Origin of the sequence: Achromobacter sp., assembly GCF_050285585.1 — a bacterium.
Taxonomy (GTDB): domain Bacteria; phylum Pseudomonadota; class Gammaproteobacteria; order Burkholderiales; family Burkholderiaceae_B; genus Achromobacter.
Genome location: NZ_JBLZXF010000042.1, coordinates 3,298 through 27,741 on the forward strand (window position 1 = coordinate 3,298; position 24,444 = coordinate 27,741).

General features: G+C 67.6%; 20 protein-coding genes. 11 read left to right on the forward strand and 9 right to left on the reverse strand.

The genetic code is table 11. From position 1 onward, the window contains the following. Positions 1-125: 125 nt before the first annotated feature. The 3 genes from ACN6PJ_RS28145 to ACN6PJ_RS28155 are packed head-to-tail and all read left to right on the forward strand — an operon-like array spanning position 126 to position 3,011. Entirely contained in the window at positions 126-1,007 is an 882-nt protein-coding gene (locus tag ACN6PJ_RS28145) for an ABC transporter permease (RefSeq protein ID WP_427999036.1), read from the forward strand. Positions 1,008-1,011: 4 nt separating this feature from the next. Beyond that, positions 1,012-1,800, forward strand: coding sequence for an ABC transporter permease (locus ACN6PJ_RS28150; protein ID WP_062679633.1), 789 nt, complete (start codon positions 1,012-1,014; stop codon positions 1,798-1,800). Positions 1,801-1,847: 47 nt separating this feature from the next. Further along, positions 1,848-3,011 carry a M24 family metallopeptidase gene (locus ACN6PJ_RS28155; RefSeq protein ID WP_062679632.1) on the forward strand — a complete coding sequence of 388 codons (1,164 nt, stop codon included), beginning with the start codon at positions 1,848-1,850 and terminating at the stop codon, positions 3,009-3,011. A 34-nt stretch (positions 3,012-3,045) separates the two neighbouring features. Here the strand turns inward: ACN6PJ_RS28155 and ACN6PJ_RS28160 are convergent, their stop codons facing one another. The 6 genes from ACN6PJ_RS28160 to ACN6PJ_RS28185 are packed head-to-tail and all read right to left on the reverse strand — an operon-like array spanning position 3,046 to position 8,065. After that, complete coding sequence (locus ACN6PJ_RS28160; protein WP_062679631.1) at positions 3,046-3,375, reverse strand: YkgJ family cysteine cluster protein; 330 nt, start codon at positions 3,373-3,375, stop codon at positions 3,046-3,048. A 58-nt stretch (positions 3,376-3,433) separates the two neighbouring features. After that, positions 3,434-4,435, reverse strand: coding sequence for a hypothetical protein (locus ACN6PJ_RS28165; protein WP_088147175.1), 1,002 nt, complete (start codon positions 4,433-4,435; stop codon positions 3,434-3,436). An 11-nt stretch (positions 4,436-4,446) separates the two neighbouring features. Next, positions 4,447-5,010 carry a hypothetical protein gene (locus ACN6PJ_RS28170; RefSeq protein ID WP_062679629.1) on the reverse strand — a complete coding sequence of 188 codons (564 nt, stop codon included), beginning with the start codon at positions 5,008-5,010 and terminating at the stop codon, positions 4,447-4,449. A 39-nt stretch (positions 5,011-5,049) separates the two neighbouring features. Continuing rightward, positions 5,050-6,792, reverse strand: a complete 1,743-nt coding sequence (locus ACN6PJ_RS28175; RefSeq protein ID WP_427999037.1) for a hypothetical protein — start codon at positions 6,790-6,792, stop codon at positions 5,050-5,052. A gap of 29 nt (positions 6,793-6,821) precedes the next feature. Then, positions 6,822-7,151, reverse strand: coding sequence for an SHOCT domain-containing protein (locus ACN6PJ_RS28180; RefSeq protein ID WP_427999038.1), 330 nt, complete (start codon positions 7,149-7,151; stop codon positions 6,822-6,824). Further along, positions 7,148-8,065, reverse strand: a complete 918-nt coding sequence (locus ACN6PJ_RS28185; RefSeq protein WP_062679626.1) for a helix-turn-helix transcriptional regulator — start codon at positions 8,063-8,065, stop codon at positions 7,148-7,150. Before ACN6PJ_RS28185 ends, ACN6PJ_RS28180 begins: the two co-directional genes overlap by 4 nt. A 389-nt stretch (positions 8,066-8,454) precedes the next feature. Here ACN6PJ_RS28185 and ACN6PJ_RS28190 point away from each other — a divergent pair, with 389 nt between their 5' ends. Together ACN6PJ_RS28190 and ACN6PJ_RS28195 are read left to right on the forward strand one after the other, a co-directional pair. Beyond that, positions 8,455-14,433: a DUF3320 domain-containing protein gene (locus tag ACN6PJ_RS28190; RefSeq protein WP_427999039.1), complete on the forward strand. Its 5,979-nt coding sequence runs from the start codon at positions 8,455-8,457 to the stop codon at positions 14,431-14,433. 358 nt (positions 14,434-14,791) lie between these two features. After that, on the forward strand, positions 14,792-15,520 hold the full coding sequence (locus ACN6PJ_RS28195; protein WP_062679624.1) for an META and DUF4377 domain-containing protein: 729 nt from the start codon (positions 14,792-14,794) through the stop codon (positions 15,518-15,520). Positions 15,521-15,525: 5 nt separating this feature from the next. On the opposite strand, the gene ACN6PJ_RS28200 is transcribed toward ACN6PJ_RS28195, so the two are convergent. Next, positions 15,526-16,245 carry a DUF1971 domain-containing protein gene (locus ACN6PJ_RS28200; RefSeq protein ID WP_427999040.1) on the reverse strand — a complete coding sequence of 240 codons (720 nt, stop codon included), beginning with the start codon at positions 16,243-16,245 and terminating at the stop codon, positions 15,526-15,528. A gap of 84 nt (positions 16,246-16,329) precedes the next feature. Next, on the reverse strand, positions 16,330-17,049 hold the full coding sequence (locus tag ACN6PJ_RS28205; RefSeq protein WP_062679622.1) for a Crp/Fnr family transcriptional regulator: 720 nt from the start codon (positions 17,047-17,049) through the stop codon (positions 16,330-16,332). Positions 17,050-17,110: 61 nt separating this feature from the next. Here ACN6PJ_RS28205 and ACN6PJ_RS28210 point away from each other — a divergent pair, with 61 nt between their 5' ends. The 6 genes from ACN6PJ_RS28210 (at position 17,111) to ACN6PJ_RS28235 (ending at position 22,812) form a co-directional block, all read left to right on the forward strand. Continuing rightward, positions 17,111-18,115, forward strand: coding sequence for an MqnA/MqnD/SBP family protein (locus ACN6PJ_RS28210; protein ID WP_123785996.1), 1,005 nt, complete (start codon positions 17,111-17,113; stop codon positions 18,113-18,115). Then, a complete protein-coding gene (locus tag ACN6PJ_RS28215) occupies positions 18,112-18,912 on the forward strand; it encodes an ABC transporter permease (RefSeq protein WP_062679620.1) in 801 nt (266 codons plus the stop codon). Before ACN6PJ_RS28210 ends, ACN6PJ_RS28215 begins: the two co-directional genes overlap by 4 nt. Then, positions 18,905-19,642, forward strand: a complete 738-nt coding sequence (locus ACN6PJ_RS28220) for an ABC transporter ATP-binding protein (RefSeq protein ID WP_427999041.1) — start codon at positions 18,905-18,907, stop codon at positions 19,640-19,642. The genes ACN6PJ_RS28215 and ACN6PJ_RS28220 overlap by 8 nt, the downstream gene beginning before the upstream one ends. Beyond that, complete coding sequence (locus tag ACN6PJ_RS28225) at positions 19,639-20,082, forward strand: CopD family copper resistance protein (RefSeq protein WP_062679618.1); 444 nt, start codon at positions 19,639-19,641, stop codon at positions 20,080-20,082. The genes ACN6PJ_RS28220 and ACN6PJ_RS28225 overlap by 4 nt, the downstream gene beginning before the upstream one ends. A 63-nt stretch (positions 20,083-20,145) precedes the next feature. Continuing rightward, positions 20,146-22,275: a TonB-dependent receptor family protein gene (locus tag ACN6PJ_RS28230; RefSeq protein ID WP_427999042.1), complete on the forward strand. Its 2,130-nt coding sequence runs from the start codon at positions 20,146-20,148 to the stop codon at positions 22,273-22,275. A gap of 93 nt (positions 22,276-22,368) precedes the next feature. Continuing rightward, the gene (locus ACN6PJ_RS28235; RefSeq protein ID WP_427999043.1) at positions 22,369-22,812 is read left to right on the forward strand and encodes a CopD family copper resistance protein; all 444 of its coding nucleotides are present in this window, start codon (positions 22,369-22,371) and stop codon (positions 22,810-22,812) included. A gap of 126 nt (positions 22,813-22,938) precedes the next feature. Here the strand turns inward: ACN6PJ_RS28235 and ACN6PJ_RS28240 are convergent, their stop codons facing one another. Next, positions 22,939-24,435: a methyl-accepting chemotaxis protein gene (locus tag ACN6PJ_RS28240; RefSeq protein WP_427999044.1), complete on the reverse strand. Its 1,497-nt coding sequence runs from the start codon at positions 24,433-24,435 to the stop codon at positions 22,939-22,941. Between the last annotated feature and the right edge of the window lie 9 nt (positions 24,436-24,444).

Consider the following 24,444-nt stretch of genomic DNA (forward strand, 5'->3'; position numbering starts at 1 on the left):
CGGCCTGGAGGTGTCGCTGCGCCTGGGGCCCACGCAGATCCGCGAGTCGGGCATCGCGACCGGCCAGAAAGTGACCCTGGCCCTGCACGTCGAAGACACCGTGCTGATCCCCAAGGAGGCCCGCGATGGCCGCTGACGCCACCTTGCCGCGCGCCCAGGCTGCCCGCGCCGCGCGGGCGCGCCATGGCCAGTGGCGCCTGCTGCTGCTGGCCGCGCCGGCGCTGCTCTTGCTGGCCATGGTGCTGCTGGGCCCCATCCTGTGGCTGTCGGCCCTGTCCGTCATCGGCCCGGACGGACTGACCTTCGCGAATTACGAGCGCCTGTGGCACGGCGCCTTCCTCTACAGTTTCCGCACGACCTTCGAACTCGCGCTGCTGGTGACGGCGGTGTGCGCGCTGCTGGCGTATCCCCTGTGCTATCTGATGGCGCGGGTATCGGCGCGCGCGGCGGCGCTGCTGATGCTCTGCGTATTGCTGCCGTTCTGGACTTCGCTTCTGGTGCGCACCTACGCGTGGCTGATTCTTCTGCAGCGGCGCGGGGTCATCAACGGCTGGCTGGCCGACCTGGGCCTGACCGACGCGCCGCTGCGCCTGGTCCACAACTTCACCGGCACCGCCATCGGGATGATCCACATCATGCTGCCCTTCATGGTGCTGCCGCTCTATGCCAGCATGCGCGCCATCGCCGCCGACTACATGCAGGCGGCGGCCAGCCTGGGCGCCACGCCGGGGCAGGCTTTCCGCCAGGTCTACCTGCCCCTGTCCCTGCCGGGGCTGGCCGCCGGTTCGGTGCTGGTCTTCGTGTTGTCCCTGGGCTTCTACGTCACGCCGGCGGTGCTGGGCGGCGGCCGGGTGGTCATGTGGTCCATGCAGATCGAACGCAACATCTCGCTCTACGGCGACTGGGGCGCCGCCAGCGCCCTGGGCGTGGTGCTGCTGGCCGTGACCCTGCTGTTCATCTGGCTGCTGGGCCGCCTGTTCGGCCTCGAAAAACTCCTGGCGAGGTAAGGCGATGCAGAACTCGTTCCATACGCGCGCGCCCTGGTGGCTGACGCCCCTCTGCGCGCTCATCGTGCTGTTCCTGGTGGCGCCCACGCTGGTGGTGATCCCCATGAGCTTCTCGGACTCGCGCTTCCTCACCTTCCCGCCCGCTTCCTGGTCGCTGCGCTGGTACCTGGAGTACTTCCAGAGCCTGGAGTGGCGCGAGGCCACCTGGGTGTCGCTGCGGGCGGCGGTGGGCACCACGGCGCTGGCCACGCCCCTGGGCCTGGCGGCCGCCTACGCCGCGGCCCGCGTGACGGCAGGCCATGCGCGCTGGCTGCGGCTGGTATTCCTGCTGCCGCTGGCACTGCCGGTCATCCTGTGCGGGGTAGGGGTGTTCCTGCTGTACGCGCGGCTGGGGCTCAACAACACGCTGCTCGGGCTGGTGCTGGCGCATACCTGCCTGGCCCTGCCGCTGGTGTTCATTACCGTCAGCGCGGCCTTGGCCAGCTTCGATTTCAGCCAGGAGATGGCCGCGCGCAGCCTGGGGGCGCATCCGCTGCGGGCGTTCCGCGACGTGACGCTCCCGCAGATCCGCTTCTCGGTGATGGCCGCGGCCATCCTGGCCTTCATCACCTCGCTGGACGAAGTGGTGGTGGCGCTATTCATCGCCGGCGGCCCGAGCGCCACGCTCACCAAGCGCATGTTCAATTCCCTGCGCGATGAAGTGGATCCGGCCATCGCGGCGATCTCCACCCTGCTCATTCTTGTGTCGGTGGCGCTGCCGCTGGCCGCGCGGGCCCTGCAGCGGCGCCGTTGACGTCGAACCGTCTTCTTCCACAACGACTTACCTCCGGAGACCTCACAATGGCGCTACATTTTCCGCGCGAGACGTTTTTCGACCGCATACGGGAAGCGCGCAAGCGCATGCAGGCGGAAAACCTGGATGCCTTGTTGCTGTTCGCCCAGGAAAGCCATTACTACCTGACCGGATTCGACACGGCGGGCTACGTGTTCTTCCAATGCACGATCCTGACCGCCGACGACCGGCCGCCCATCCTGCTGACCCGCCGCCCCGACCTGGTCCAGGCCCAGCGCACCTCCATCGTCGAAGACATCCGCATCTGGTACGACAACGAGGGCGCGGATCCGAGCATCGACCTGAAGGCCATCCTGGAGGAACTGGGGCTGGCCGGCAGGCGGGTCGGCATGGAAACCGACAACTTCGGCCTGGTCGGCAAGAACCATGCGCGCGTGCAGGCCCGCCTGGCCGACTGGTGCAAGCTGGTCGACGCCTCGCACCTGGTGCGCGCCTTGCGGGTGGTGAAATCGGAAGCGGAACTGCGCTACGTGCGCGAAGCCGCGAGCCTGGCCGACGACTCGCTGCTGGCCATGCTGGAGACGGCGCGGCCGGGCGCGTTCGAAGGCGATATCGCGGCGGCCGGGGCGGCGGTGCAATTCCGCGGCGGCGGCGATCCGCCTCCGGGCGGCCCGGTGCTCGGATCCGGCGATCGCGCCTTGCTGGTGCGCACCGCCACGGGCTATCGGCACCTGGACGACGAAGACCAGCTGACGCTGGAGTTCGCCGCCAGCTACCGGCACTATTGCGCCTGCCTGATGCGGACCGTGGCCATCGGAAAGCACGATCCGCGGCAGGAGCGCATGTTCGACATCACGCTGGAGGCGCTGACCGCAATGACGGCCGCCGCGCTGGCGGGCAACCCGTTGGGCGATATCGACCAGGCCCACCGTCGCGTATTCGATCGGCACGGCTACGGCCATGCGCGCATGGCGGCTTGCGGCTATTCGCTGGGAGCGACCTTCCGGCCCAGCTGGATGGACGTGCCGCCCCTGCTGTTCGCCGAGAACGGCACGCTGGCCGAGCCCGGCATGGTGCTCTTCCTGCACGCCATCCTGATCGATACGCCCAACAACCTCGCCATGTCGCTGGGCCACACCCTGGTGGTGTCGGAGAGCGGCGCGCCCGAGGTCCTGAGCAAGCTCAAGCCGACCTACCGCGTGTGTCGCTAGCGACGCGGGGAAGGGTTCAGTCCGTCTTCCAGCCTCACTTGCGGAAGACGGCCTTGCCCTCGGGCTGGCCGCCCGGGCCGGGCAGGGCGGCCAGCGCCGCGCAGGCCTGGAGGTTCAATGCCACGAATTCGCTCCAGCTGTACAGGCGGACGTAGCGCGTCGCGTACATCCGGTCGACCCGGCAAATGTCGGGTCGGTCCGCGTAGATGGCGCAGGTCCTGGTGTCGGACGCGTAGTGGCGGCAGGTGCCGTCGCCGCGATCCAGAAACTGCGTTTCCCTGGAAAGATGCACGTTCTGGCAGCACAGGCCGCATTGGTGGCAGGGGAAGGCGGAATCGGCGGTCGGCGAGCAGGAGCTGGACATGGGGAAGGGCGGAGCCCCGGCCTGGCGAGGCGCGGGGCTATCCGGATTCTGAATCGGCCTACTGGCCGGAAGCGGCCTGGCCGATATCCTGCACGCGCGCCTTGGTCGTCTCGACCAGCTGCCCGTCCTGTTGGAGGATGGGCGTGTCGATCATGGCCTTGATCAGCTGCGCGAACTTGACCGAGCGGAACACGGTCTCACGCGCATCGGAAGAGTACGCCTGGTAGTCTTCGCCGTGGGTGTCGATCGTGCTTCTGAGATCGCTCACCGAGCGGCGCAGTTGCGAGCTGACCTTGGAGAACGTGCCGTTGGCCAGGGTCGTGACTTCCTGGATCGCCTTCAGCTTCTTGGTCGTCAGGGCGGCGTCGTCGCGGATGGTCTTGGCCTTTTCCAGATTGCTGCGCGCATCATTCAGCGCGGCCTCCGCCTTGTTGCCCACGATATGTCCGAAGATCGCCAGCGCTGGCCCGGCGACCAGACCGCCCAGCACCGCGGTGCCCAAGGCGACTCCGCCTCCGCCCGCCGAGATGGCGCCACCGCCCAGCCAGGCCAGCGTGGCATTGGTGGCCGCGGCGCCGCTCAGCGTGGAGATGGCGGTGCCCGTGCTGGCCGTGCCCAGCAGCATGGTGCCGTTGTAGGCGCCGAAAGCCACCGCCGCGCCGCCGCCCAGGCCTGCTCCGACGCCCAGCCCGGCGTCCTTCAGCAGCTGGTAGTCCTTTTGGAGGTCTTCCAGCGACAAGGTCGAGAAGTCGCCCTGCTGCAGTTTGTCGAGTTCGGCCGTTTCGATGATATCGACGTTCTTCAGGCGCCCGAAGGTGTCGATGAAGTCGGCGATGACGCCATTGAAGGCGCGCAGCTTGCGCGAGCCGTAGTCCTCCAGCACGCCGTTGGTCGCTTCTCGCTGAGTGGCGACCAGGCTACGCGCCTGGTCGACCATGGTTTTGGCATCGTTATTGATGCCGCTGGCATCGTTTTGGTCGATCGCGCCGTTGACGCCCTTGTATACGCCGTACAAGGCTGAACCGGCCGCGACTACACCCAGAATGATGGGAACCGCCATGATTGTCTTCCTTATTCGAGAACGATGGAGAGGGTCTTGTTGATTTCCTGCTGCGTGATCTCGGCGCGCTTCAGCAAATCCTCGAAGATGTAGTCTTCCACCTGGTAGTGGTGCTTGAAATCGTTGAGCAGACGCCATTCGACGTTGGATATCCGGCCGCCCGCGAGGGCCAGCAGCATCAGTTCGAAGAGCATGAGCTTGGGGACGGCGGGCATCTCCGACTTCTTGCCCTTGAGGATTTCCCGCAGGACGCCCGAAGCCACCGTGAGCCGGGTTTCCGGTTCTTCGATCTTGTGCAGGGGAAAGGTCCGCAGCCGCTCCACGATGCGGTCTTCGATCTGCTGGCCCGAGCCGAAGAATCGGTGGGTATCCAGACGGCACTCGGCCTTCGCTTCCTCCAGCAGCGTTTCATCGCTGCTGGATTTCTTGATGGAAATCTTGGAGATATTGGTTTGCGGCGTGATTTCGTCTTTCAGCTTGCCATCCCAGAGCAAGGGCTTGTCGGCGAGAATCAGCAGTTCCGCGACTTCAATGAAATCTTTTCTGTCGTGATCGGAAAGAAGTTTCAGCAGCATTTTTCGTTTCTGATGAGGGTGAGTGACGGGGGGCGAGGCTTAGAGCTTCAGGGGCTGATCGGATGCCATGAAGTCGTCGAACTCCGCCATCGAACGCAATTGAAGTTGCTTGCCCAGCAGGCTCGCATATTCATCGATGGCGGCGGAAAACGCATTGATGTCCGCGGGATTCGGGGTGTCGACCACGGCAAGCAGCCGCAGGGCTTGCTGGCGCAGTTGCGGCATCTCCTGGCGCAGGAAGGCGTCCACGGATTCCTGTTGCTCGGCGATGCTGGCGCGGGCCGCGGCCTGGATGGCGCGCACGCGTTCCAGGTTTACGCGGGAGGTTTCCGCCGCCGTCGCCGCATCCAGGGCGCTTTGGTAGAAGAGGGTGGAGAGCGAGTAGCCGATCATGCCGCCGATGGCCGCGCCAACGAAGGGAATCGGGATGGCGAGCTGGCCCAGCGCGGCCATCATGCCGCTCGATAGCATGCCGGCGCCTTTTTCGCCCACTTCCGTCAACAATTCCGCTTCGCTGATCTCGCCCGTTACGTACCGCTTCACGGACTGGCCCAGCGACAGGCAGACGTTCAGCGCCAGCGTCGGGGCGCTGGTGTTGGCGAGCGTGCGCAAGGCCTGGTTGCCGGACTGTTGCATGCCGCCCTTGATCGCCGCGCCGGCCAGCGCCGTGGCGTAGCCCATCGCGCCGGCCTTGGCGGTGTCGGTTGCCATGTCGACCAGCGCTTCCTTGGCGGTCTTCTCGTCCTGGGCCAGCGCCAGCGAGTTTTTCAGCAGCGTGATGCAGCCGCCGATGATGGCCCCGAACTTCGCGCCCTCCATGCCCGCGCGGTGGCTGGTGCGCGCGATTTCCATTGCGGTGGCGAGTTTCGGATTTTCGCGGCAGAAGACGGCATATTCGGACGTCATGCCGCTGTCCTTGACGTTGTCGGCCAGCTGGTCGTAGTTGGCGGCTTCGCGCCGGAGTTTTGCCGCATCTTCCGGTCTGCCGGCTTGCTCCGCCCTCTGGGCGGCGGCGCGGCGGGCGGCGGCCTGGTCCTGGCAGAATTCCCTCGCGCCCATCGCTTGCCGATCGAGTTTCGCGGCCTCTTGCTGGTGCTTCGCGGCCGCCTTCTCGTATTCCCGCGCAACGCTGGGGTCGCCCCTTTGACTTGCCGACTTGGCCTGCTCGCTGGCCTGTTGCGCCTGTTTGCGCAATGCCTGGCTTTGCTGCCGCAGCGCCTGGGGTCCTTCGAATTGCTCCGACGGCAACTCAAGCTTCACGCCGCGGTATCGCTTGAATTCTCCCTCGTCGCGGGCGATGCTCTCGAACAGCTTTTCGCGGCTGCCGACGAACTTCATTTGCGCCTGCGAGCCTTCGATGATCTGTCCGTTGCGCAATTCGACGAGGTCGACGACGGTGTGGTTCCTGCCGTATTCGGGCAGGTCGTCGCTGCGAGAAACGCGGATATTGGACCGCTGGATATGGGCCTCGGCGTTGCGGCGGCTGGTCGCGCTGACTTCGGCGGAATAGCCGGCCTGCTGCTTGATATTCTTGGCGCCTTCCAGCGGATCGGGATGGACCCTGTGCTTGGCGATATCGGCAAGCCCCTTGGCGAACTCCTTGCCGGTTTCGTTATCCACGCCGCGATAGCCGATGATGAATTCGGCGTTCGCGCTGCCGAACCGGTTCACGGTCTCGTCGGCCGACAACGCGATGCCGGCACGCGCGATCTCTTGCTCGGCGCGCGTCTTGCGATCTTCGCGGGCGTCGGGCGCGGGAGCGTTCTGGTCATTGATGGTCATTGATGTTCCTTGGGGAATTCAAGATCGGGCTACGAGGGAATCGCCTGCAGGACATGGCGCTTGAGCCGCTCGAACTCGCTTCGCGTCAAAGCGCCGGATTGGTGCAGGGCAAATAGTGAATTGAGCTCGGCGATGCACGGGCGGCATGCCGCTGGCGGTGTCCCGGATTTCGCGGGCGGCGCATCGTCCGCGCGCGCGCTGCGGTCCTGGCGTGGCGAAGCGAGGGTGTCGGATCCGTCGCCTCGCTTGCCGGGCCGGAGGCGGGCGATCCCTCGGGCTATCGCCTGAACGCCCGCCGCAATGCCATAGAGCACGGAAAAAACGAGAAACAGGAATATCAGGAATGCAATCAATTTCATTCCTGCTCCCATGAGGCAATGGCGTCCTGCAGGCTTTCGAGCAAGGCATGGCGCAGGGCAGCCGGCTGCAAAATGCGCACGTGCGGCAGCCAGTAACGCACCAGGGGCAGCAATTGCTGGGGATGGCTGATCTGGGTCGTGACCAATAATGAGCCGTCCGGGCCCGTTCGATTCAACTGCTGCGGCAATAGCGGGCGGCGGGTGAAATAATGCGCGGCTTCCGGAGAAACGCGAAGCAGGACTTCCGTGGTGTCCGGCGTAAACCAGACGTCGTCCTTGTTATTGATGTAATCGTGGTGCGCGGGGTCCGGGGTAAACCGGCTTCCTGCATCCACGTGCAGCGCGCCAATGCGGCTGACGCTGAAATTCTTGAGCCGGCCATCCTCGGTGGCAGCCAGATACCAGATGCCGTTCTTGTGGATAAGCCGATAGGGCTGGACCCGCCGGGGTTTGTCCTTGTATTCAAAACGGCACTCGTGCTGCGCCTGAATGGCCTGCTGCAACTGGGAAAATGCCGTGTTCCGGCCCCGCAGGTCTTCCTGCGCGGCGGGTTGCACATGCACGGCGCGTTTCGCCGCCGGTGTTTGCAGCTGTTCAAGCAGGAAGCGCAGGCTGGGATCGGGAAACAGATATTGCGTGCCGGCCAATTGGGCGTAGTCGTTCAGGTTGCGCGCCGGCACGGTGCTGCGGGCGGCATGGGTGAGTTGCCACCGTCCGTCGCCGTTGCGTTCCGCAATATGTAACAGCCGTTCGCCCAAGTCGCGCTCGATCGTGCGCACGTCGACCTGGAAGTCGAGGGCGAGCTGATGCTTATCTATCGCGTCGCCCTGATGCAGCAGCGCGAGTATGTGAGAGAGGCGTTGCGCCAGTTTTTCCCCTTTGGCACTGGCGCGGCGCGTATTTTCAACAGGCATTTTCGTTCGGCGGTGGGTTATCGACGAGGGGAGTTTAGGGAACGCCTGCGACACGTTGTGTCGCAACACCCTGTCGCATTATTGTTTTTTTTTGTAATAAAAATATATTGAAAGCAGGAAATGTAAGCGAAATCGGGAAAAAATGTTTTCGCCATTCCCGGCTCGCCGCGATCCGCGAATGGCCGGCAGGGAGCTGCGATTTAATCCGGGCGCGGCCGGTCCATCCGATTCAATATGGCCCGGGCCCGGGAGGGCCTGTCCGAAATCGCAATATGTCCGGTCAGCGGAAATGCGATCCGGCGTCTTAGAATTCGCAATCAGAGACGGGGCGGGCGCTCCGGCGGAGCCTGCGCGTGCGGGCCGGCGATGAATCGAACCGAGAGAAATGGATGGACAAGCGACTAGACCTGGAATTGCCGGCGATCCAGGAGGGGGCGGCACATGCCGCGGGGCCTGATACGCCCATTGCCATCGACATCGAGGCCGACCCGACGCTGGGCTATGCGTCGCTGGAGAACTCGGTGCCCGTCGTCCGCTCGCTGCGCCTGACCAACCGGTCGTCGCAGACGTTTGAGGCGGTGGAGCTGCGGGTGAGCTGCAATCCGGCGTTCGCGCAGGGCGTCACCCTGCGGTTCGACCGCCTGCAGCCTGGCGAGACGCGCCGCAACGCGCCGCTGGACCTGACGCCCGATCATGCCTATGTCGCGGACCTGCAGGAGGCGGTGCGCGCCAGCATCAATGTGGTGGTGCAGTCCGGCGATCGCGAGCTGGCCCGCGCGGCGCAGCCGGTGACGGTGCTGGCCTACGATCAATGGGCGGGCACGCGCGCCCTGCCCGAATTGCTGGCCGCCTTCTCGATGCCGAACAATCCGGCCGTGGACGTGCTGATCGGCAAGGCCGCCAGGCTGTTGCGCGGTGAGCACGACGATCTGCAGATGAACGGCTACCAGTCCAGGAGCCGCGACGTGGTCTGGAAACAGGTGTCCGCCGTCTACAGCACCCTGGCCGCCGAGAGCCTGCATTACGCCGAGCCGCCCGCGTCCTTCGGGGTGGACGGACAGAAGATCCGCACGCCGGACCGGATCCTGGAGGCCCGCGTGGCCACCTGCCTGGACTTGGCGATGCTGTTCTCCTCCTGCCTGGAACAGGCGGGGTTGCGTCCGGTGATCCTGATGAAGGACGGGCACGCCTGGGTGGGCGTGTGGCTGCACCAGGCCTGCTTCGCCGATCCATTGACCGACGATGTGCAGGCGGTGCGCAAGCGCGTGGACAGTGGCGAGCTGCTGGTGTTCGAAACCACGGGCATCGCGCAGCATCCGAACCATCGGCCGTCGCTGCGCCTGGCCATGGAGCAGGGCGCGGCGCATCTGCGCGAGGCGGACAGCTTCCGCTACGCCATCGACGTGCATCGCGCGCGCGAACTCCAGATCAAGCCGCTGCCGTCGCGCGCGGCGCCGGTGGCGCCAGGGGAGGCCGACGAGGCCGAGCTCCCCGCTGCGATCGAGCCTACGCCGGAACTGCCGCCCTTGGATCCGGAGTTCGTCATCAGCCTGGAGCCCGCCGACGACACGCCGGAAGGTCGCCTGGCCAAATGGAAGTCGCGCCTGCTCGACCTGACGCTGCGCAACCGCCTGCTGAATTTCAAGAACACCAAATCGACCTTGCCGCTGGCGGCGCCCGACCTCGGCCGCCTGGAGGATGCCATTGCCGATGGCAGCGAATTCCGCATCCGGCCCTTGCCGGCGCTGATGGAGGGCGGCGACCCGCGCATGGCGGAGGTGCACGAGAGCCGGGGCGGCCGCGCGCCGCTGGACGACATGGCGCTGGACGCGCTGTCCAACAAGGAACTGATTGCCCGCGTTCCGCAAGACGCGCTGGACGCCAACCTGCTGGCCATTTTCGGCGCGGCGCGCACCGGTCTCGAAGAGGGCGGGGCCAACACGCTGTACCTGGCCATGGGCATGTTGCGCTGGACGGAGAGCCCCGGCGCCGAGAGCGCCCACCTGGCCCCGCTGATCCTCGTGCCCGTGTCGCTGCAGCGGCAGTCGGTCCGCAGCGGCTTCCGGCTGGTCCGCCACGACGACGAGACCATCATCAATCCCACGTTGCTGCAGATGCTGCGCAACAACTACGAGTTGCGCATTCCCGGCCTGGATGCGGCGCTGCCCTCCGACGACAAGGGCGTGGACGTGGCGCGCGTGCTGCAGGCCTTCCGCCTGGCCGTGCGCGAGATCGCGGGCTGGGAAGTGCTGGAACAGGTCCACCTCGGCATCTTCTCCTTCACCAAGTACCTGATGTGGAAGGACTTGCAGGACCGCAGCGCGCAGCTCAAGGAGAACCGGGTCGTCCGTCATCTGATCGAGCATCCGGGCCAGGCCTTCGCGAAAGAAGGCGGCGAGGAGCGCTACGATCGCCTGGACGAGAGCCACAGGCCCGAAGACCTGCTGACCCCGCTGCTATCCGATTCGTCCCAGTTGAAGGCCATCTGCGCCGTCGATGCCGGCCGCGATCTGGTGCTGGAGGGGCCGCCGGGCACCGGCAAGAGCCAGACCATCACCAACCTGATCGCCCACTTGCTGGCGCGCGGCAAGACCGTGTTGTTCGTATCCGAGAAGATGGCCGCGCTGGAGGTGGTGCATCGTCGCCTGGCCAGCATCGGACTGGGGCCGTTCTGCCTGGAGCTGCATTCCTCCAAGGCCCGCAAGTCGGAGGTATTGCTGCAACTGGGCAAGGCCCTGGACCACGGCGGCCAGCGCGGCAGCGACGACTGGGCCCGCGAGGCCGAGCGCCTGGGCGCGCTGCGCCAGGAACTGAACGGGCTGGTAGACGCGCTGCACGCCGAGCACCCCAACGGCCTGACGGTCTTCGACGCCATCGGCACCTGCATCCAGCACGCCGGGCGGGAGCCCTCGCCGATGTCCTGGCCGGACGCGCAGGCCCACGGCCGCAAGGAACTGTCGCAGCTGCGCGAAACCGCCAGGCGCATCGCCACGCTCTCCGGGGAACTGGGCGAGCTGGTCGGCCACCCCTTGGCTCACGTCGGCATGACCGATTGGAGCCCGAGCTGGCAGGATGCCCTGCTGGCGGCGGCGCAGGCGCTGGACCAGGCGGTCTCCGGATTTCAGGCGCGGGCCGTCGCGGCGGGCGAGGGGCTGGGCTTGGCCGCCGCCGGCCTGAGCCTCGATGCCTACGGCAGGCTGGACCGCTTGATCGATGCGCTGCTGGCGGCGCCGCGCGTGCCGGCGGGCCTTGCCGCGCAAGCGCATGACCCCGCCGCGCGCTTTCAGGTGCAGGCCATGGTTCGCCATGGCCTGGAGCGCAACGCGCAATGGGAGCGGGTGGGAACGCAGTGGAATGCGGAACTGGCGCAGTTGGACGCCAATGCGCTCAAGGCGGAATGGCTGGCGGCGGGCGCGGCATGGTGGCCCAAGTCCGCCTTGGCCAAGCGCGGCATGCGCAAGCGGCTGGCGGCTTATCGCGGCGATGGCCGGCGGCCGGACGACGCCGCCATCGCCGCCGTGCTGGAACCGTTGGCCCGGGTCAACGCGGAAGACCATGAACTGTCCGCCTTGAAAGCCGACGCGCAGCGGTTGCTGCAAGAGGGCTATGCGGGCCTGTCCACGGACTGGGAGGCCGTGCGGGGCCATGAGCAATGGGCGCAGCGTTATGCGGACGCCGTCGCCCTGGCCGCGGGAGACCCCGCTCGCGCCGCCGAGCTGCGCAGCCGCTTGCAGACGCTGGTGGGCGAGAACAGGAGCTTCCTGCAACCCGAGGCGGCGCTGGGCAAGAGCCTGCTCGATTACCGGGACGCGTGGCGCGAACTGCGGGACAGGCTGGCCGAGGTCGAGGCCCTGGCCAAGCCCACCCAGGCGCTGGCGGGCGCCGCGGAGGCCGGCGGCGCGCTGGAGCGTATCCGGGGCGTCCTCGCCGATTGGCGCCATCACAGGCAGTTGCTGATGCCCTGGTGCATCTGGCGCCAGGCCCGCGGGCAGGCCGTGCAATCGCAGCTGCAGGGGCTGGTGGCCACGCTGGAGCAGGGCGGCATTCCGTTGGAGCAGGTAGAGGCGCACTTCGAGTACAGCTACCGCAATTGGTGGGTGAAGAAGATCATCGACCAGTCTCCCGTGCTGCGGTCCTTCTCCAGTGCCGACCACGAGCGCAAGATCCGCGAGTTCAGGCTGGCGGACGACCGCTACCAGCAACTGACTTCGGCCTACATCGCGGCCACGCTGGCCGGCAAGGTGCCCGCGGGCAACGGCGTCCTGGTCAGCCCCGACAGCGAACTGGGCCTGCTGCGCCGCGAGCTGCAGAAAAAGGCCCGCCACGTGCCCGTGCGCCAGCTGATGCAGCGTCTGCCGACGCTGCTGCCGAAGCTCAAGCCCTGTCTGTTGATGTCGCCGCTGTCGGTGGCCCAGTACCTGGATGCCGGCCATTCGCAGTTCGACGTGGTGGTCTTCGACGAGGCATCGCAGATTCCGGTCTGGGACTCCGTGGGCGCCATCGCCCGCGGCCAGCAACTGGTGGTCGTGGGCGACACCAAGCAGCTGCCGCCCACCAGCTTCTTCAGCAAATCCACCAGCGAGGAAGATGGCGCCGACGACGACGGCCAGGTCGCGGATCTGGAGAGCATCCTCGACGAATGCCTGGGCGCCGACATGAACCGCCTGCGGCTGCAATGGCACTACCGCAGCAAGCACGAAAGCCTGATCACCTTCAGCAACGTCACCTACTACGATTCGCAGTTGATCACCTTCCCGTCGCCGGTCACCGACGACGTGGCCGTGCGGCTGGAAAGGGTCGCCGGCGTCTACGACCGCGGCGGCAGCCGCACGAACCGCGCCGAGGCGCAAGCCATCGTGCAGGGCATCGAACAGCACTACCTGGATCCCGCCCGCCGCCGCAAGACGCTGGGCGTGGTGACCTTCAACCAGCCCCAGCAGTCGCTGATCGAGACCTTGCTGGATGCCCGCCGCCGCGCCAACGCCGCGCTCGACAAGGCGATCTCGGCCCAGTCGCGCGAGCCGCTATTCATCAAGAACCTGGAGAACGTGCAGGGCGACGAGCGCGACATCATCTACTTCTCGATCACGTACGGTCCCGATGCCGGGGGCAAGATGACCATGAACTTCGGCCCCTTGAACGGGGAAGGCGGGCATCGCCGCCTGAACGTCGCGATCTCGCGAGCCAGGGAAGGCGTGGTGATCTACAGCACCTTGCTGCCGGAGCAGATCGACCTGTCGCGGGTGCGCGCCGCCGGCGTGCGGGACCTGAAGCACTATCTGGACTTCGCGCTCAAGGGGCCGCGCGCCCTGGTGCAGCAATCGCTGCCCACCGGGCGGGAGCCGGACAGCCCGTTCGAGGCGGAGGTCATCAAGATCCTGCGCGAACGCGGTTGGACCGTGCATCCGCAAGTCGGGTGCTCGGGCTATCGCATCGACATGGGCGTGGTGGATCCGCGGGCTCCGGGCCGCTACCTGCTCGGCATCGAATGCGACGGCCGGGCCTATCACTCCGGCGCCACCGCGCGCGATCGGGACCGGTTGCGGCAAGTGGTGCTGGAAGGCCTGGGCTGGAGGCTGCACCGGGTGTGGTCCACGGATTGGTGGATCAATCCCGAGCGGGAAGTGGAAAAGCTGCTGGCGCGCTTGAATGCCGAGCTGGAGCGCGGGCCCGACGATGAGCCCGAGGTTGTGCCCGAAGTCGCGGCCGACGCCGAGCCGGAGGCCGTCGACGAGGGGGATGCGCCGGTCGAATTCGTGATCATCACCGAAGAGGGCGCGGCGGCGGAAAGCGCCGCGACGGTTCCAGGAGCGGAAGGGCGGGAGACCTATCGACTGGCCGAACTGGAGGGCGGCGATGCCGAGGCATTCCACCTGCGCGCCAGCAACGATAGCCTGGCCGCGCAGTTGCGCCTGGCCATCGACATCGAGGGGCCGATAGCGGAGGCGGTCCTGCACCGTAAAGTGGCGCGAGCCTGGGGCCTGGAGCGCACCGGCGCCAGAATCGTGGAAAGGCTGCGGAGTTTGACGCCGGCGCAGGCCGCGCATGCGGATGAGAGCGGAGCCACGTTCTATTGGCCCGACGGCGCCGATCCCGGTGAATGGAAAGGCTTTCGGGGCGCGGGCGAGGACGAGGCCACGCGCCGCAGGATAGACGAGGTTTGCCTGGAAGAACTGGGCAACGGCGTGCTGCATGTGCTGGCCATGACCGGCAACACGTCGAAGGCCGACGTCATCAAGTCCGTCTGCCGGTTGCTGGGCATATCGCGGACCCTGGCGGACGCCGAGGCGCGAGTCGGCATGGCGGTGTCCAGCCTCGCGGCGCGGGGCGCGATTCGGGAAGAAGCGGGAATACTGCGGGCGGGATGAAACCCGTTCGCCAAGAAATGCAGGATTTTGCGGGTATCGTGTCAGTCTGTAATCGCCGGCCGCTAGGCGGCGGGGGGCTCAGGCGCGTTCCCGCGCGTTCGGGGCCGCAGCGGGACGCGGGTTTGCGCGAGGCGCGCAGCCGCGTTTCGGCGGCCGCATGCGCTGCAAGGTTTTGAAACGGTCTGGGTGCCTGCGCGGCCGATTCGTCCATACCCCGGACGTAGAATGCCGCTTTTCATCAGTGCCATCCGGCTGAAAGGACCCAATCATGAAAAAAACCATCCTCCTTGCGTCCGTATGCGCCGCCTTGCTCCAAGCTTGCGCCCCGGCTTCCTCTCCTCGCGAAGGATCGTCCTCCATGCCTACTCCCGCCGCCACTACGCCCGCCAGCCAGCTGAGCCTGTCCGCCTACTACTGGCGCCTGGCCTCCGCCACCGATGCCTCGGGCAAGTCCATCGCCGCGCTCCAGGCCGGGATCGAGCACCCCTTGCGCCTGGCCTTCACCGAAGACGCCTTGAACATCCGCGGCGGCTGCAATGCGCAGTTCGGCGGATATACCTACAAGGACGGCGTGCTGCGCGTCGACAACCTTGCCTCCACGATGAAGGCATGCGAACAGAGCCTGATGCAGCTGGATGCCGAGATCGGCCAGCGCATCAAGGGCGAATTGCGCGCCACGCTCGCCGGCGATGCCGCCGAGCCCTCGCTGGAACTGGCGGCCAAGGACGGCAGCATCCTGACGTTCGTCGGCGAGCCGACGCCGGAAACGCTCTACGGCAGCGCCGGCCAGATCATGTTCCTGGAAGTCGCCGCGAAGAAGGCCGAGTGCAGCCATCCCATGATTCCGGGCTATCAATGCCTGATGGTGCGCGAACGCCGCTACAACGATGCCGGCATCCAGCAGCCCGCCAAGGACAAGTGGCATCCGCTGTATCAGTCCATCGAGGGCTATGAGCACCGGGACGGCGTGCGCACCGTGCTGCGCGTGAAGCAATACGACTGGAAGAATCCGCCCGCCGACGCGCCTTCGAAGGTGTACGTGCTGGACATGGTGGTGGAGCAGGACGCCTCGGGCAAGAAGAAGTAAGCGTCTCAGGCGCCGGGCGGGGCGGGCAGGCTGGCGTCCCCGGCCCGGCAGAACGTGATCCGGAAACTGCCCGGCAGTTCGAACGCCACGTGGTGGCGCACGCCCGGTTCGATCACCACTTGCTGCCCGGCCGCCAGCACCACTTCGGTGTGCGGCGGGTCGTCCAGGGTGTAGCGCAGGACGCCGGCGTGCACTTTCAATAGCCCCCAGGTTCCGTCCCTGGTCGTATGCGCGGCGCGCAATCCGGCCGGCAGATTGTCGGGCGTGAACACGGGACTCTCCCGATAGGGGCGCACGCCTTCAGGCAGCGTGTCGGGCAGGCGCGCAAGCGTCTGTCGGTGCTGCCACACATCCCATAGCTTGGCCGCGATCCGTTCGGACATGGCGTCGGCCCGCGCCTGCAGTTCGGGGTGCCCGAGCCCGGCGGTGACGCCGTGGAACAGGGCCAGCCAGCGCTGGAACAGCAGCCAGGACAGATCCGGAATGCGCGCATGCGCGGGGATGGGCGCGCCCTTGAACCGGCGCGTGCCCAGCAGCAGCGACGACCAGAAGTCGCAAAGCATCTCCAGGTGATGGTCCCAGTCCGCGACCCGGGCGTTGAAGATCGGGCCCAGCGTGTCGTCTCGGCGCACTTGCGCGTAGAAGCGGTGCACCAGCCGGCGGATGTCTTCCTCGGCGATCGGCGGGGAGGTCGGGTCGGACGGGGCGGGGGAGGGCTGGGACATGGCGGGGCGGGAAACGGCGTTGCGGGCATTGTCCTGCGCGGCGGGTGAACGCGCCGATGACAAAAGTCATTGGCGCCCCGCGAGTCAGAACGGCCGCCTGGCCGTCGTCGCCAGCCTGGCCAGGTGGGCCGGATCCTGGACCGCCCATTCACGGCGCTTGCCGTTGATGTAGCCCTGCGTCTGCCACTCGTTGAGCAGGCGGCTCAACGTTTCGGCGCGGATGCCCAGGTGGGCGGCAAGCTGGCGCTGGTTCAGCGGCAGGGTCACCGTGTCGCCCTGGCGCGCGTGCAGGTCCATCAGGTAGTTGGCCAGCCGTTCGGGCGCCGAACTGGACGTCATCCAGTCCACTTTGTTCACCTGGTCGTACAGGCTTTTGCTGAGCGCGGCCAGCAGCCCGAGGGCCAGATCGGGCCAGCGCCGGCACGCGTCGTGCAACTGGCGTCGGCTCAGCCGCCAGCCCAGCAGCGCGCTGCGGGCGCGCGCCTGCATCGGATAGCGGCCATGGGGCATGAACATGGCCGCCTCGGCCATCAGCTGGCCCGGCTCGAAGACGCGGAACACGCGTTCGTCGCCGTTGTAGCCATAGCGCATGACTTCGGCCTGCCCGCTTTCGATCAGCAGGTAGTGGAAAGCCTCGTCGCCCTCGCCGAACAGGACTTGCCCGGCCTCGGCGCGCAGCGGGCTGGCGCCGCGCAGCAGGTCCGCGGCCACTTCCGGGGCCATGCCGGGCGGCAGGTCCCGCAGCAGCGGATGCGCGGCCAGCAGGGCGGCCGGGACCGGCCCGGGCAGATTGATATTTGTCATTCTGGGTCTTTCAGCGTGAATGGGAGAATCTTAAACGATAACAATTCTTATTTGAAATTCAATGAAAGATTCTCCCGCCCGCCGCCGCTATTGCGCCGCCGCCCTGATGGCGGCCCTGCTGCCCGGCCTGCCTGCCGCCCGCGCGGCGGCGCCGCGCCGCCATGACGTGCTGACGCTGGCCGGCCCCGGCGCCGTGGTCAGCTATCCCCTGATGCACATGGTGGCCACCGGCGCCCTGGCGGAGCACGCGGACAGCTTGCGCTTCCGCCTGTGGCAGACCCCCGACCAACTGCGCACGTTGCTGGTCAACGGGGAACTGGACTTCAGCGCCGCGCCGTGCACGCTGCCGGCCCTGCTGCACAACCGCGGCATGCCGGTGCGCCTGCTGAACATTTCGGTGTGGGGCATCCTGTGGCTGGTCAGCCGCGATCCAGCCGTGCGCACCTTCGAGGACCTGGCCGGCCGCGAACTGGTGGTGCCGTTCCAGCGCGACCTGCCGGCGGTGCTGCTGGATACCTTGCTGGAAGCGCAGGCCGCGCGAGGCCTGGGGCCGGTGAGGCTGCGCCGCACCCGCGACGGCCAGGACGCCATCGCGTTGATGCTCAATGGCCAGGCCGCGCAGGCGCTGCTGGTCGAGCCCATGGCGTCGCTGCTGCTGTGGCGCGCCGGACAGACCGCGGGCGCGCCCGCGCTTCATCGCGGCCAGAGCCTGGAGCAGGCCTGGCGCGGCGCCTTTCCCGCGCAGCCCTCGTTGCCGCAGGCCGGCGTCATGGCTGCCGCCCGCGTGGCGGACGACGCCGCGCTCTGCAGCGCCGTGAACCAGGCGTACGCCGCGTCCGCGCGCTGGTGCGTCGAGCATCCCGCCGAGTGCGCGGCGCTGGTGCGCGAGCACCTGCCGCATCTGCCCCAGCCCGCCATCGAGACCGCGATCCGCGGCACCCGGCTGGAGAGCCGCAGCGCGCAGCAAGCGCGTCCTGAACTGGAGGCCTTGTATCGCCTGTTGGCCGACCGCTATCCGCAGGCCATCGGCGGCAGCCTGCCGCCCGCCGGGTTCTACGCGTCATGAGCGGATCGGACCAGGGGCGGGGCCCCGTTCTCGCCGCGCCGACGCGCACTTCGCGCGCCTGGAGCGCCGCCGGCGTGCTGCTGATTCTGTTGGCCTGGCATGTGGCCGCGCGCCAGCTCGGCCCGCTATTGATGGCCACGCCCTGGGAGGCGCTGCGCGCCATCGGCCCGTTGGTGCGCAGCCCCGAGTTCTTCGCCAACGCGGGCGTCAGCCTGATGCGCATCGGCGTGGGCGTGCTGGCGGGCGCGTCCATCGGTTTCGCGCTGGGCGTGCTGGCCGGGCACAGCGCGCGCCTGCGCGGGCTGGTCGAGCCCTTGCGCTGGCTGCTGATGGCCATGCCGCCGGTCGTGGTCGTGGTGCTGGCCATGTTGTGGTTCGGCCTGGGCTCGCCCATGGTGATTTTCATCACCACGCTGATGATGGCGCCCGGCATGTACGTCAACACCGTCAAAGGCATGCTGCACGTGGACCGCAAGCTGATCGAGATGACCCACGTATACCGCTACGGCCCGTGGCTGCGTCTGCGCCACCTGTATCTGCCGGCGCTCAGCGCGCCGCTCCTGGCGGCCCTGCTGATCGCCGCTTGCGGCGGCGTGCGGCTGGTGGTGATGGCCGAAGTGCTGGGCGCGGAGAACGGCGTGGGCTATGCCCTGGCCAATGCCCGCAGCACGTTCGATACCGCTGAATTGTTCGCCTGGGTGCTGCTGATCCTGGGCCTGGTGGCTTTGCTGGAGTTCGCTTTCCTGCAGCCGCTGCAGCGCCGGCTGGGCCGATGGATGGAGCCCAGCCATGCTTGAAATGCAATCCCTGTCCCTGCGCTATGGCGCGAGCACGGTGCTGCGGGATGTAGACCTGTGCCTGCGGCCGGGAGAGCGCCTGGGCCTGATCGGCCCCAGCGGCGCCGGCAAGAGCAGCTTGCTGCGCCTGGCCGCCGGACTGGCGCGCCCCAGCGGCGGCACGCTGCGCAACGGCTTCCGGCTGCCGGTGCTGATGTTCCAGGAGCCCCGCCTGCTGCCCTGGCGTCATGCGCTGGACAACGTCGTCCTGCCCTTGCGGGGCGCCGGGCATCCGCCCGCCGAGGCGCGAACCCTGGCAGCCCGCTGGCTGGCCCGCGTCGGCCTGGACGGCGCCATGCAGTCCTGGCCCGGCGAACTGTCGGGCGGCATGGCGCAGCGCGTCGCCTTGGCCCGCGCGCTGGCCATGGCCCCCGACCTGCTGATGCTGGACGAGCCCTTCAGCGCGCTCGATCCGGCCTTGCGCCGCCAGCTCGCCGCGTGCTGCGGCGAGGAACTGGCCCGCAGCGGCGCGGCCTTGCTGTGCATCAGCCACGACCCCGAGGAACTGCTGGGGCTGGTCGACCGTTGCGTCATGGTCGACCGGGAGCGCGTCACGCCGATCGCGCTGGACGGCCCGCCGGGCGGCGGCCGGGGCGGCGCGGAACACCTGCGCGAGCTGCTCCTGGCGGCCGCCGGTCCGGCCCGAGGCGCGTCCCGATTCCTGTTTCCCGATACCGGAGCATCGTCATGAACACGTATCCGTTCTTGCTCATCCTGCATCTGTTTGCCGCTTTCGTCTTCGTCGGCACTGTCACGTTCGAGGTGCTGTTCCTGGAGCCCGTGCAGAAGCGCCTGCCCGTCGAGGTGCGCAAGGCCCTGGGCGGCCAGCTCGGGCCGCGCGTGCGCGCCGTCGTGCCGTGGGCGGTGCTGGTGCTGTACCTGGCCGGCCTGGGCATGGCCTGGCAGTACCGCGCCGCGCTTGCCAGTCCCGCGGGTTCGCCGCTGGGCCTGCTGCTGTCGATCAAGATCGCACTGGCCGCGAGCGTGCTGGCGCACGTCGTCACCGCCATGACGCTGGCGCGCCGCCAGCGCCTGCACGCCGCGCTGCGCAGGCGGGTGCACATCAGCGTGTTCTGTCACATGGTCGGCATCGTGTTGCTGGCCAAGACCATGTTCCATCTGTCCTGGTAGACAGGCCGGCGCGCCTCCGGCTCTTCGTCCAGCCCATTTCTCGTTTTCCGTGGAAGCACTCCCATGACGTCCCCCGTCCTGCGCCAACTGGCGTCCAGCCTCGCCTTCGGCGCCCTCGGCCTGTCCTCGGCTCATGCCCAGCCCACCGTGCAGGCGCCGGCCTCGCAGGCCGTGCCTTCGCTGGCTCCCGTGGTGGTGTCCGGCGAGTCCCTGACGCGCGCCCTGGATCCCGGCCCCCGCCAGGCCCAGACAGAACTGCAGGCCGTGCCCGGCGGCACCAACCTGATCCAGCCCCAGCAGGAGGTGCGCCTGATCACACTGCGCGACGCGCTGGACTATCAGCCCGGCATCATCGTGCAGGAGTTCTTCGGCGGCCTGGACCAGCCGCGGCTGAACATCCGGGGTTCCGGCATCCAGAGCAACCCCTTGAGCCGCGGCATCCTACTCATGCAGGACGGCCTCCCGCTCAATGACGCGGACGGCTCGTTCATCATCAGCCTGCTCGAACCGCGCAACGCCGGCCTGGTCACGGTGCGGCGCGGCGCCAACGCGCTGTCGCCCGGCGCCAGCACGCTGGGCGGCGAGGTGGACTTCCAATCCCTCACGGGTGTCCAGAGCGACGTCATCCGCCTGGGCGGCGGCAGTTTCGGAACGCGCAACCTGACGCTCTCCAAAGGGTTCGAGGATGATCGCCTGGATGGCCGCTTCAGCTTCGGATACGACAAGTCCGACGGCTACCGCCACCATTCTTCGTCCGAGCGTTCCAGCTTCCAGGGCAACCTGGGCTTTCGCCGCGGCACGTTCGAGAACCGCACCTATCTGTCCTACACCGATCTCAAGTTCGATATTCCCCAGCCCATCCCCAAGGCCCGCATGTACGAGGATCCGCGCAGCGTGCTGGGCGACGGGACTACGCCGCAGGACCTGGCCAACAACGTCTACGAGCGCGATCCCCACCGCGACACCCGCCAGTTCCGCATCGCGAACCGCAGCTACTGGGGCACGGATGCCTTGAACCAGACGGCCGGCATCTACTGGCAGCGCACCAACGACGACTTCACCAATCCGCAGGTCGCCAACGTCACCGACGCCAACACCTACGGCCTCGCGTGGCAGCTGGCCGGCAAGGCGGGCAGTGTGGACTACCGCGTGGCCCTGGACTGGCAGCGCAGCGACATGGACCGCGATCTCTACGCCATCCGTCCCGCCGACGGCAGCCGGCTGCAGCGCTTCGGCGCCTACGACCTCAAGGCGGAGAACCGCAGCGCCCTGGTGGGCGTGGACTGGCACGTCACCGAGCAGCTCAGCCTGGTCGGCGACCTGAAATACACCCAGGCTGTGCGCGACGCCCGCGAGCGCAATATCGGCAAGACCCTGGACCAGGACTGGAACTACGCCACGCCGCGCGGAGGCATCATCTGGCAACCCGCTGCGACGCAGCGCTGGTACGCCAACGTCAGCCGCAGCAACGAGGCGCCCACCTTCTGGGAAATCGTCAACGGCGAAGTGCCCGCGCCCATGAACCCCGCCAGCGCCGTCACCTCCATGAGCAAGCTCGACCTGCAGCGCGCGCTCACCTACGAGATCGGCGGAGACGGCAGCTTCAACGTCGCGGGGCGCGACCTGAACTGGACCTTGTCGCTCTACCGCAGCAACGTCGAAGACGAGCTCATGTCCGTTACCAACGCCAACGGCACCCCGGCCGGCACCTACAACTACGCTGGCCGCACGCGCCACCAGGGCATCGAGGCCGGCCTCAACGGCAGCCTGCCCGCGCCCGGCGCCGGTCTGTTCGACTACCGCATCGCCTACACCTTCAGCGACTTCCGCTTCCGCAGCGGCGAATACCAGGGCAACCGCATCGCCGGCGTGCCGCGCCATCTGCTCAGCGCCGAAGTGATGTACCGCCTGGGCGGCTGGCGCTTCGGCCCGAACCTGCGCTGGCTGATGAGCGACACAGAGACCAACCATGCGAACGCGCCGGGCACCCAGCAGAACGCCTACGCGCTGCTGGGCTTCAAGGTGGCCTACGAGCATGACGCGCACTGGAGCGGATACCTGCAGGCCGACAACCTCACCGACAAGACCTACGCCAGCAGCTATGCCATCCGCAACACGGCCACGCCCGCCATGCCGATTTTCCTGCCCGGCAACGGGCGTTCCTTCAGCGCGGGGGTAGCCTACCGGTTCTAGGCGGCGGGCCGCCAGGGCCGGCTTGACGAATCTCATCCCGGGGGCGCGCGCCGGGATGAGACAATCGCGGGCAATAGAGGGAGTCTTCCTGCCATGAATACCTATCCCTTGCTGCTCATCCTGCACTTGCTGGCCGCCTTCGTCTTCGTCGGCACCGTGACCTTCGAGGTGCTGTTCCTGGAGCCCGTGCACCGGCGCCTGCCTCCCGACGTGCGCAAGGCACTGGGCGCGCAGCTCGGCCCGCGCGTGCGCTCCGTGGTTCCCTTGGCCGTGCTGGTGCTCTACCTGGCCGGCCTGGGCCTGGCCTGGCAGTACCGCGGCGCGCTGACCAGTCCGGGCAGCTCGTCGTTCGGCATTCTCCTGACCCTCAAGATCGCCCTGGCCGTGAGCGTGCTGGCGCACGTGGTCACCGCCCTGGTGATGGGGAAGCGCAAGCGCCTGACCGGCGAGTTGCAGCGGCGGCTGCACATCAGCGTGTTCTGCCACATGGTGGCCATCGTGGTGCTGGCGAAGGCAATGTTCTACCTGACCTGGTAGCCCGGCAAGCGCCGTGCCGCCCTCTCACGTCGCCAGCCGCGGGCACTCCAATCGACCGCGGCGGCGTTTTCCGCGATTCCGACGCCGGTTGGGAACCCCTGTTTGGGGAAGCGAAGCGGTGCGGCTTCAGATCCCCTGCAGCGCCAGCGTGGCCGGGCGGGAGCGGGCAAGCTGCCCGGGTTCGGTGGATTGCTCGGCCGGTTGGCTGCTCTGCAGGCGGAAGACCCCGACGGCTTGCAGTAACTGCGTCGCCTGGAATTGCAGGCCCCTGGACGCGCTCGCGGCTTCCGCGACGCGGGCCGCGGTCTGCCGGGTCAGTTCGTCCATCTTATCGACGGCCTGATTGACCTCTTCGATATCCGTGCTTTGCGCCCGGCCCGCGTCGCCGATCTGGCCCACGATGCCCGCGACCCGGTCTATGCTGGACACGACTTCGCGGATCACGTCCGAGGCGGCGTCCGCCTGGAGGGAGCCGTTGCTGGTCTTTTCCAGCGAGCCATCGATCAGGGAGCGGATCTCGCGCGCGGCGCCGGCGCTGCGCTGAGCCAGCGCCCGGACCTCGGTCGCCACGACGGCGAAGCCCCGGCCGCTCTCGCCCGCGCGAGCCGCCTCCACCGCCGCGTTCAAGGCCAGGATGTTCGTCTGAAACGCAATGCTATCGATCAGCCCGGTGATTTCCGAAATCTTCTGTGCTTCCTGCTGGATTTCCCCCATGGTGGCCGCGACGCCGGCGACGGCCGTGCTGCCCGTGCCGGCGATCTGGCGCGCCTGATCGGTCAGTTGCCGGGCCTGCTGCGCATGGGCGGCGTTGTCATGGACATTGGCGGCCAGGGCGCGCATGGACGCCGCGGTCCGCGCCAGCGACTCGGCCTGCGTGCGCGAACGCTCTTCGAGCTGCAGGTTGCCCTGCATCATTTCGTGGGATGAGGCGGAAAGCGTAGAGGCCGTGGTCCGCACTTCGCTCAGGGTCCGGTGCACGGCGTCCATGGTGGTCTTGAAGCTGCGGGCCAGGCCGCTGTTCATGCTCAGGCCGCCGAACCGCAGGTCGAACACCCCGGGCTCGCGCCCGATATGCGCGCTGAGCCGGGCCAGCTCTTCGGCGGCGATGCCGGCGCGCTCCATCTTCCAGGCCAGCCAGCCCAGGGCGGCGGCCTGCACCACCACATAGGCGGCGTGCAGCAGCACCATGCCCAGGCTGGGTTCGGTAAAGCAGAGCGCGCCATATCCCCATTGCTGGAGATAGTTGAAGGAAAGGTGATGCACTGCGATCACCACGGCCCCGCACAGGATGGTCCGCCAGTCCCGGTAGGCAAGGAGCAGGGAGAGCAGGACGAAGATGCCGAAGTGGATTTCGGTCTGGCCCGACATCAGGTGGATATGGAGCGCGGCCAGGACCATCAATCCACAGGCGACGGTGAGACGGGTGGTCAGGGCGCCGGGGCGCCAGAGGATCAGCAGCGTGGGAATTCCCGCCGCCAGCAGGCCGGCCGTGATGGCGGCGGCCCAACGGCCGTATTGCGGCGCCATGCACAGGCCTACGATGAACAGCAACCAGAGCAGCGGCAGCATGGCGCGGTCGGTCCGGCGATACGAGTCTTCCAGCAAGCGGCTTGCGGTGCGCATGGGTAGATC